Source organism: Kitasatospora sp. NPDC088264 (genome assembly GCF_040685715.1).
Classification (GTDB): Bacteria; Actinomycetota; Actinomycetes; order Streptomycetales; family Streptomycetaceae; genus Kitasatospora.
The window spans coordinates 180,152-190,025 of sequence record NZ_JBFBIR010000009.1 but is presented as its reverse complement, the minus strand read 5'-3'; the positions used below and the strand labels follow the sequence as shown (position 1 = coordinate 190,025).

5 protein-coding genes are annotated in these 9,874 nt (G+C 74.2%); all 5 read right to left on the bottom strand.

The window, feature by feature from the left end; genetic code table 11:
• Positions 1 to 947, bottom strand: a 947-nt coding sequence (locus AB0O82_RS10490) for a thiamine pyrophosphate-binding protein (RefSeq protein ID WP_363582144.1), incomplete at its 3' end; no start/stop codon positions are given.
• A 333-nt stretch (positions 948 to 1,280) separates the two neighbouring features.
• Positions 1,281 to 4,214 (bottom strand): EAL domain-containing protein, encoded by a 2,934-nt coding sequence (locus AB0O82_RS10485; protein ID WP_363582164.1) that lies wholly within the window; start codon positions 4,212 to 4,214, stop codon positions 1,281 to 1,283.
• A 534-nt stretch (positions 4,215 to 4,748) separates the two neighbouring features.
• The gene (locus tag AB0O82_RS10480; RefSeq protein ID WP_363582142.1) at positions 4,749 to 7,790 is read right to left on the bottom strand and encodes an AAA family ATPase; all 3,042 of its coding nucleotides are present in this window, start codon (positions 7,788 to 7,790) and stop codon (positions 4,749 to 4,751) included.
• 134 nt (positions 7,791 to 7,924) lie between these two features.
• Entirely contained in the window at positions 7,925 to 8,083 is a 159-nt protein-coding gene (locus AB0O82_RS10475) for a hypothetical protein (RefSeq protein WP_159398431.1), read from the bottom strand.
• A 257-nt stretch (positions 8,084 to 8,340) separates the two neighbouring features.
• Entirely contained in the window at positions 8,341 to 9,852 is a 1,512-nt protein-coding gene (gene gatB / locus AB0O82_RS10470; RefSeq protein ID WP_363582140.1) for an Asp-tRNA(Asn)/Glu-tRNA(Gln) amidotransferase subunit GatB, read from the bottom strand.
• Positions 9,853 to 9,874 lie beyond the last annotated feature (22 nt).

Here is a 9,874-nt window from a genome sequence, read left to right as displayed (position 1 = left end):
AAGCTGTCCAGCTTGCCGGTGACGCGGTCGTCGAAGCGGGCGCCGAGGGTGAAGAGCAGGTCGGTCTTCTGGAGTGCGGTGACGGCCGGGACGGAACCGTGCATGCCGGGCATGCCCAGGTGCTGCGGGTGGCTGTCGGGGAAGGCACCGAGCGCCATCAGGGTGGTGACCACGGGGGCGCCGGTCAGCTCGGCGAGGATCCGCAGCTCGGCGGTGGCCTGCGCCTTGATCACGCCGCCGCCGACGTACAGCACCGGGCGCTTGGCGCCCACCAGCATCTTCGCGGCCTCGCGGATCTGCTTGGCGTGCGGCTTGGTGACCGGCCGGTAGCCGGGCAGCGAGAGCTCGACCGGCCAGCGGAACGTGGTGGTGGCCTGGAGCGCGTCCTTGGCGATGTCGACGAGGACGGGGCCGGGGCGGCCGGTGGCGGCGATGTGGAACGCCTCGGCGATCACCCGGGGGATCTCGGAGGGGTCGGTGACCAGGTAGTTGTGCTTGGTGATCGGCATCGTGATGCCGCAGATGTCCGCCTCCTGGAAGGCGTCGGTGCCGATCGCCTTGGAGGAGACCTGGCCGGTGATCGCGACCATCGGCACGGAGTCCATGTAGGCGTCGGCGATCGGGGTCACCAGGTTGGTCGCGCCCGGGCCGGAGGTGGCCATGCAGACCCCGACCCGGCCGGTGGCCTGGGCGTAGCCGGTGGCGGCGTGGCCGGCGCCCTGCTCGTGCCGGACCAGGATGTGGCGCACCTTGGCCGAGTCCATCAGCGGGTCGTACGCGGGAAGGATGGCCCCGCCCGGGATGCCGAAGACGGTGTCCGCGCCCACGGCCTCCAGCGAGCGGATGAGCGACTGGGCGCCGGTCATGGTTTCGACGACGTGCTGGGGAGCGGGAGCGTGGGCGGCCGTGGTGTCCCCGCGGCGGGGGGATGCGGCGTGCTCAGTCATCTGCCTGTCTCTTCTCGGAATGTGCCGACCCGGTAATTACGGGCCCCGGTAGTGCGAGGGTGGGGTCCCGGTTGCGGGCCGATCGCCGGCTCTGCCCCAATCGTCCCGCTTCCTCCCCGGGAATCGGGGCGGATCGGGCGGTCGGAGCCAGGGGTCTTGCGGTGGTGGAACAGCGTCAGTGCAACAAAAAACCCCTCGTGCCAAGGGCATGCGAGGGGTGGCGCGTCGGTCTGTCACAAGCGGGGCGTGTGAGCCCGCTCAGCCGACGCGCCCGCCAAGTACGAGAATTCGGGTGCGCATGGCAACGACCCTCCTCCTGTCCGGGGGCGTGTGTCAAGCAGGTGGGATGACCGTCTCGCCATGCGGACCCGGCCCTGGACCGGTCACCGCGCGGCGTTCGGGCAGGTCGGGGGCACCGTGGTGATGCACGACACGCCCCCCGCCGCCCTCCCCGCGGCCACCCGTCCGGGCCTCCGCGGCCAGGTACGCGCGCCGGGCCGAGACCGAGCCGAGCGGCCTGGGCAGCGGGTAGCCCCGGCGCACCAGCGCCCGGCGCAGCCGGGTCTCGTCCAGCGGCGGCGCGAAGGCCGAACCCTGGCCCTGCCGGCAGCCCAGCTCCTGGAGCGCGGCGACCTGGCGGGGCAGGTCCACCCCCTCGGCGCCGGTGACCAGACCGAGGTCGTGGCCGAGCCGCAGGGCGTGCCCGGCGAGCGTGCGGCTGAGCGCGGACTCCCCGAGGTCCTGCACCAGTGTGCGGTCCAGCTTGAGGCCGTCCAGGGGCAGCCGGGCCAGCTCGCCGAGCGAGCCGCTGCCGGCGCCGTAGCCGGCCAGCACGGTGGTCACCCCGAGCCGGCGCAACGCGGCCAGCCGGCGGCCGAGTTCGTCGGCGAGCGAGTCCGGGCCCATCCGGGCCACCTCGATCACCAGCTCGCCGGCCGGCAGTCGGCTGTCGCGCAGCGCCGCGGCCACCGTCTCGTACAGACCGGGCGAGCACAGCCGCTCGGTGGAGAGCCGGACCGCGACCGGGACGGGCGCGGGGCCGCTGCGGCCGCGGCCGGACTGGCCGCGCCGGTTGGCCGCGGCCGTCACCGCCTCCTGGACCAGCCAGCGGGAGAACCGGGTGGCCGCGTCGCCGTGGTCGGCCGAGCGCAGGAACTCGGCCGGGGTGAGCAGCAGGCCGCCCGCCGAGCGCCAGCGGGCCTGCGCCTCGACGCCGGTCACCGCGCCGCTGGCGAGGTCCACCACGGGCTGGTGGAGCAGGGTGAAGCCGCCCTCGCGGACGGCGGCCCGCAGCCGCTCCTCCAGTTCGGTGCGGCGCTCCAGATCGGCCCGCATCGCGGGGTTGTAGAGCACCACCCGGCCCTTGCCCTCGGACTTGGCCCGGTACATCGCGAGGTCGGCGTTGCGCATCAGCTCGTCGGTGGCCGCCCTCGGGTCGGCGGCCGGGCCGCGTTCGGGGGTGCCGAAGGCGATGCCGATGCTGGCGGCGACACCGAGTTCGGCGCCGCCGATCCAGTACGGCTCGGAGAGCGCGACCCGCAGCCGCTCGGCGAGCTCCTGGACCTGGAGCCGGCCGAGCGGGCCGCAGACCAGCGCGGCGAACTCGTCGCCGCCGAACCGGGCGACGGTGTCCCCGCAGCGGACGGCCCCCTGGAGCCGGCGGGCCGCCTGCACCAGCAGTTCGTCGCCCACCTGGTGGCCGGCCGTGTCGTTGACCGCCTTGAAGCCGTCCAGGTCGAGGAAGAGCACCGCGACCCCGGCGCCGCCCTCGCCCTGCTGGCCGCGGGCGCCGAGGGCGGCCCGCAGCCGCTGGGCGAACAGCGCCCGGTTGGGCAGGTCGGTGAGCGGGTCGTGGAAGGCGTTGTGCTGCAACTGGGCCTGGAGTATCACGCGTTCGGTCACGTCCCGGCTGTTGAGGATGAGGCCGTCGCGGTGCCGGCTGACCGTCGACTCGACGTGCAGCCACTCGCCGCCGCCGGAGCTGATCCGGCACTCCACCCGGGCGGACGGCTCGGCGGTGCCCGGGGAGCGGTGGGCGGTGAGCCGGACCCTCGCCAGGTAGCGGCGGACCTCGGCGAGCACCCGGTCCACGTCCTCCGGGTGGACCAGGTCCAGCAGGTTGCCGCCGACCAGTTCCTCCGGGTCCCGCCCGTAGACGCCGAGCGCGGCCGGGGAGACGTAGGAGAGCACGCCGTTGGCACCGGCGATCATGATGACGTCGCTGGAGCCCTGCACCAGGGAGCGGAAGTGCGCCTCCTTGTGGGCGAGTTCCTGGGCGAGCGAGAGGTTGTCGAGCAGCATCACGCCCTGGCGCAGGATGAGCGCCAGGCCGACGGTGCAGGCCGCCGCGGCCACCACCCGGTCCAACTCCCGCCCGCCGAGGGCGTTGTAGAGGATCCCGGCGGTGCACACCGCGGCGGCCGCGTACGGGGTGAGCGCGCTGAAGGTGGTGGCCACCCGGCGGCGCGGCAGGCCTCCGGCCGAGGGGTGCTCGCGCAGCGGGCGGCGCCAGCGCGGCGACCACGGCGCCCAGGCCAGCAGCAGGCTGCCGGAGAACCAGCCGGCGTCCAGCAGTTCGCCCGAGCGGTAGCTGCTGCGCAGCTCCGGGGAGGTGAACAGGGCGTCGCACAGGACGGTGACGGCCAGCGCCACCATCGCGGTGTGCACGGCCGCCCGGTTGCCGTCCCGGCCGCCGAAGCGCAGCCCGACGACCAGGCTGACCAGCAGGATGTCCAGGACCGGGTAGGCCAGGTTGAGGGCCAGCCGCAGCGGCGAGCCGGCCTCGCCGGCGGCGATCCGGCCGAGCGCCAGGCTCCAGCTGAGGGTGAACAGCGAGCCGGCGATCAGCCAGCCGTCGAGCAGCAGGCAGAGCCAGCCGGCGGCCGAGCGCGGGCGCTGGGCGAGCACCAGCACACCGGTGATGGCGAGCGGGGAGAACAGCAGGAAGGCGTACTCGGCGAGCGAGTCCTGCGGCAGCGGGCTGCGGGCGACCAGTTCGTACCAGCCCCAGGTGCCGTTGCCGCAGGCCACCATGAGCGAGGAGAGGCCGAACAGCAGCCAGGCCGGGCGGGCGCGCCCGCCGGCCGTGCAGCCGTACACCAGGCAGGACAGCGCGGCCGCGAGCGCCGCCGCGGCCAGGCCGAAGTCGCCCATGAAGATGGAGAGTTGGAAAGAGCCCCAGCCGGTGGCGGCACCCAGGGCGTAGGCCAGGCAGAGCGCGCCGAGGACGAGGCCGGGCAGCGTCCGGCTCTCCCGGAGCCGGCACAGCGGGCCGCGCCGGGCGGGGGCGGACGCGCCGGCTGCGGCTGCGCCGGGCGTGGACGCGTCGGCGGGTGGCACGCCCGGCCGTCCGGCCCCGGGCAGCACCGTATCGGTGGAGCTCACTCGGCCTCTCCCCCTCCGGCCCGGGGCCTGGCGCCCCGGCCACGGGCCACCGGCCGCGCGCCTCTTGGCCGTACGCGGTGGCCTGGCGCCCCGTCAGGACGGAGGCCCAGGGGGTGGGCGGCCTTCCGGTCACCACACCGCACCGATGTTCCCGATCGGGACCCTACACCAAATCCGTCACTCAATGACACATGCACTCAACTTAGAGTAATGGCGACGGGGTGGGGAAATGCACCCGATTCCGGCGGATCGGCCCGGTTGGCGGCGGCGCGCGGCCGGGGGCTCACGCGGCGCGCACGGGAGCACGCGACGGCGCCCGGCCCCGGGCCACCCGGACCGGAGACGGTCGGGGGCCCGGCGCCGGGCGCACGGGTCATCGGGAGGCCCGGGCCGGACACGGCCCAGGTCCTGTCCGGCCTAAGCCGGATCGTCCGGGAACAGCCGCAACCGGTGCGCCAGCGCCGCCGCCTCACCCCGGCCGGTGACCGCGAGCTTGCCCAGGATGTTGGAAACGTGCACGCTCGCGGTCTTCGGAGAGATGTACAGCTCCTCCGCGATCTGCCGGTTGCTCCAGCCGCGCGCCAGCAACCGGAGCACGTCCCGCTCACGGGGGGTGAGGCCGAAGGACTCCCCGACGGGCGGGGTCGCGGCCGGCCCGGCGGCCGGGCGCGCGGCCGCCACCGGGGTCAGCGTCAGCCCGGCCCGGTCGGCCAGGCCCGCGACCTCCGCCAGCAGCGGACGGTCGCCCCGGACGGTGGCCAGTTCCCGAGCCTCGCGCAGCAGTTCGGCCCCGGCCTCGCGCCGCCCGGCCAGCACCTCGGCCTCGCCGGCCCGCAGCAGGGCGACCGCCAGCGGGTACGGCAGCCCGGTCGGGCGCAGCGCGGCGACCGCGGCGGCCCACTGCTCCGGGGTGTCGGCGGCCTCGGCGCGGGCCAGTTCGCCCTCCAGCAGCCGGGCCCAGCCGTGGTGCACCGGCGCCCGCGGCCGCAGCCGGGCCGCCCGCGCGGCGATCGCGGCCAGCGCCTCGGCCCGGCCCGCCGCGGCCTCCGGCAGGCCCCGGCTGTCCGCCTCCACCGTGGCGGCCTCGACCAGCAGCGGGTACACGTCGGACTCGTGGCCGAGCCGCCCCTCCTCCGCCAGCGCGGCGAGCAGTTCCTCCCGGGCCTCCATCGGCCGGCCGGCGAGCGCGGCGATCCGCACCGCCAGCCGACTGATCGGCACGCTGTGCTGGAGCTGGCCGACCCGGTTGGCCGACCGGGCCTGCGCCAGCATGGTCGCCGCGCCGGCCAGGTCCCCGCGCAGCAGCGCGAGGTCGCCGCGCATCCGGTCCAGGAACTCGGCGTGGGTGCCGGTCAGGCTGGTCAGCTCGCAGGCGTCGAGCACCTCGGCGGCCTCCCGGATCCGCCCCAGGTCGGTCAGTGCCTCGGCCAGGTTGCCGGTCAGGATGGTGCCGATGTTGCGCAGCAGGCCGTTGCCGTCCGCGTAGACCAGGCCCTCGCGGGCCAGCACCACCGCCTCCTCGGCCCGGCCCACCCCGCGCTGCATGCTGGCCAGGTTGTTGACGCCGCGCAGCAGCAGGTCGGGCACGCCCAGCCGGCGGGCCGCCTCGACCGCCCCGGCCAGTTCGGCCAGCCCGCCGTCGGCGTCGCCGTGCACGTCGTACCGCAGGCCGCCGAGCGTCATCCGGGCGTGCACCTCGACGGAGTGCGCGCCGACCTCCTGGGCGATCCGGATCGCCCGCTCGGCCAGCTCGATGTGCTCGGGGCCGGGCTTCTTGAGCATCGCCACCCCGGCGCCGAGCGCGAACACCTCGGCCTGGACGGCGGACGGCGGCAGGTGGTCGACCAGCCGGTGCGCGTGGAGGATCTCCTCGTCGTCACCGGAGCGGCGCAGATTGCCCAGCATCCGGGCCCGGTTGATCCGGAACCAGGCCGCGCGCACCGGGTGCACGGCCTCGTCGACCAGCCGCAGCCCCCGCCTGGCGAGGCTCAGGCCGCGCTCGCGGTCGCCGCAGCGCCGGGCCGCGACCACCGCCTCGGCCAGCACGTCGACCAGCTGGATCCGGTCGCAGTCCCCGTCGGCGGTGCTGTGGTCGCAGGAGCCGGGCGGATAGGTCTCGGCCCAGTCGTACGGGCGCAGGGTGTGCGCCAGCACCTCCTCGGAGACCATGTCCCACAGCTCCAGGGCCCGTTCCAGCATGCCCAGTTGCTCGGCGAAGGCGTTGCGGCGGCGGGCCGCCCGGGCGGCGTCCAGGGCGGTCGGCAGGGCGCGGGCCGGGTCGTGCGCGTGGTACCAGTAGTTGGCCAGCCGGGCGGGCAGGGCGTCGCAGGAGACCAGCTGCGGCTTCGCCTCCACGGCGAGCGCGAACTTGCGGTTGATCCGGTGCCGTTCACCGGGCAGCAGGTCGTCCGAGACCGCCTCGCGGACCAGCGCGTGCCGGAAGCGGTAGCCCTCGCCCTCGCCGTCCGGGCGCAGGATGTTGGCGCCGACGGCCGCCCGCAGCGCCTCGATCAGCGCCTCCTCGTCGTCGTGCAGGACGGCCGCCAGCAGGGCGTGCTCGACGTGCGAGCCCCCCTCGGCGGCGATCCGCACCACTCGCTGGGCCTCCTCGTCCAGGCTCTCCACCCGGACCAGCAGGATGTCGCGCAGCGAGTCGGTGAGCCCGGCACCGCAGCCGTCCTCGAAGGCGGTGGCCAGCTCCTCGACGAAGAACGGATTCCCCTCGGAGCGGCGGTGGATGCGGTCCACCAGCTTCCGGTCGGGGTCGGCGGTGCCGAGGATGCCGGCCAGCTGGGCGGCGACCTCGCCGCGGCCGAACCGCTCCAGCTCCAGCCGCTGGACGGTGCGCAGCCGTTCGAGCTCGGCCAGGAAGGGGCGCAGCGGGTGGCGGCGGTGCAGGTCGTCGGAACGGTAGGTGGCGACCAGCAGCACCCGGGACCGGTGCAGGGTGCGGACCAGGAAGGCGAGCAGTTCGCGGGTGGAGCGGTCGGACCAGTGCAGGTCCTCGACGGCGAACACGAGGGTACGCTCCGCGCCGAGCCGCTCGAACAGCCTCGCGGTGTGCTCGAACAGCCGGGCCCGGCCGTACTCGTCGTTGGGTTCGCCGTCGGCCTCGCCGAACTCGGGCAGCAGCCGGGCCAGGTGCCCCTCGCTGCCGGCCGCCGCGGCCTCCAGCTCGGCGCCCAGCGAGCGGTGCAGCCGGCGCAGCGCCGCGGCCAGCGGGGCGTACGGCAGGCCCTCGGCGCCGATCTCCAGGCAGCCGCCGAGCGTGGTGACCGCTCCCCCGGCGGCGGCCCGCTGCAGGAACTCCTCCAGCAGCCGGGTCTTGCCGACGCCCGCCTCGCCGCCGATCAGCACGGCCTGCGGGCTGCCGGAGCCCGCCCGGCGCAGCGCGTCGGTCAGTTCGGTGATCTCGCTGCCGCGGCCGACGAAGACGGGACTCACCGATATCTGCTGCATGGAGGCGAGCATGCCATAGCCGGAGGTGGCGGGCCGAGGGGTTATCTCCCCTGGCGAACGCCCGGAGGGGGAGGCGCTCCCCTGCTGCGCCTCCCCCTCCGAAACTCCCTCGGCACCGTCGTGGTGCCGGTCCGTCAGCATTCGCGCTGGCGCGCGGGGCGCCGCTGGAAGCGGGCGGCCACCGGACGCTGCCGCAGGCGGCGTCCCTCCTTGGCCTCCCGGACCAGGCGCTCGTGCTCGGCGCGGACGGCCAGCTCGTGGGCGTGCTGCTGGATGAGCTCGTACTCGATCACTTTCGGTTCCCCCTGTGGGTTTCACTGCGTTTCGCTGTCGAGTAAGAGCTTCCTCTCCCAGCGGGGGGTGCCGCATCGGAAGCCCTACCGATCTTCCGGGCCCCGGATGCCTTAGATCGGGGCCCCGGGAACGACCAAGGCCCGGTCTTACCTCGTTTTAGAGGTGAGACCGGGCCTTAGGCCTTACTTAGAGGGCCTTAGGCGCCTTAGATGCCTTAGGACCTCAGGCAAAGGCGCCCAGATTCTCTGGGTTGTGCTTACTGCCCCTCGACGGCGAGCCGCTCCAGGATCAGGTCCTTGACGCGGGCCGCGTCGGCCTGGCCCCGGGTGGCCTTCATGACCGCACCGACCAGCGCGCCGACCGCGGCGACCTTGCCGTCGCGGATCTTGGCGGCGATCGCCTCGTTCTCGGCGATGGCCTGGTCGACGGCCGCACCGAGCGCGGAGTCGTCCGAGACGACGGCCAGGCCGCGCTTCTCGACGACCTCGTCCGGCTCGCCCTCGCCGGCCAGCACGGCCTCGATGACCTGGCGGGCCAGCTTGTCGTTCAGCTTGCCCTCGGCGACCAGCGCGGTGACCCGGGCGACCTGCGCCGGAGTGATCGGCTGCTCGCTCAGCTCGGTGCCGGTCTCGTTGGCCCGGCGGGCCAGCTCGCCCATCCACCACTTGCGGGCCTGGTCGGCCGGGGCGCCGGCGGCGATGGTCTCCTGGATCGGCTCGACGGCGCCGGCGTTCAGCACCGACTGCATGTCCTTGTCGGACAGGCCCCACTCGGCCTGCAGCCGGGCCCGGCGCACCCGCGGCAGCTCGGGCAGGCCTGCGCGCAGCTCCTCGACCCAGGCGCGGGCGGGGGCGATCGGCACCAGGTCCGGCTCGGGGAAGTAGCGGTAGTCCTCGGCGTTGTCCTTGATCCGGCCCGAGGTGGTGCTGCCGTCCTCCTCGTGGAAGTGCCGGGTCTCCTGGATGATCGTGCCGCCGTCGGTCAGCACCGTGGCGTGCCGCTGGATCTCGAACCGGGCGGCCCGCTCCACGCTGCGCAGCGAGTTGACGTTCTTGGTCTCCGAACGGGTGCCGAAGGTCTCGGTGCCGTTGGGGCGCAGCGACAGGTTGACGTCGCAGCGCATCTGGCCCTTGTCCATCCGCGCCTCGGAGACGCCCAGCGCCTTGATCAGCTCGCGCAGCTCGGCGACGTACGCCTTGGCGACCTCGGGGGCGCGCTCGCCGGCCCCGACGATCGGCTTGGTGACGATCTCGATCAGCGGGATGCCGGCCCGGTTGTAGTCGAGCAGCGAGTGGGTGGCCCCGTGGATGCGGCCGGTGGCGCCACCGACGTGGCTGGACTTGCCGGTGTCCTCCTCCATGTGGGCGCGCTCGATCTCCACGCGGAAGGTCGAGCCGTCCTCCAGCTGCACGTCGAGGTAGCCGTTGAAGGCGATCGGCTCGTCGTACTGCGAGGTCTGGAAGTTCTTGGGCATGTCCGGGTAGAAGTAGTTCTTCCGCGCGAACCGGCACCACTCGGCGATCTCGCAGTTCAGCGCCAGGCCGATCTTGACGGCCGACTCCACGCCGATCTCGTTGACCACCGGCAGCGAGCCGGGCAGGCCCAGGCAGGTCGGACAGGTCTGGCTGTTCGGCTCGGCACCCAGCTCGGTCGAGCAACCGCAGAACATCTTGGTCTTGGTGCCCAGCTCGACGTGGACCTCAAGGCCCATCACCGGGTCGTACGACGCGAGAGCGTCCTCGTAGGAGACCAGGTTCATGACGCTCACAGCGTCCCCTTCACTAAAAGAC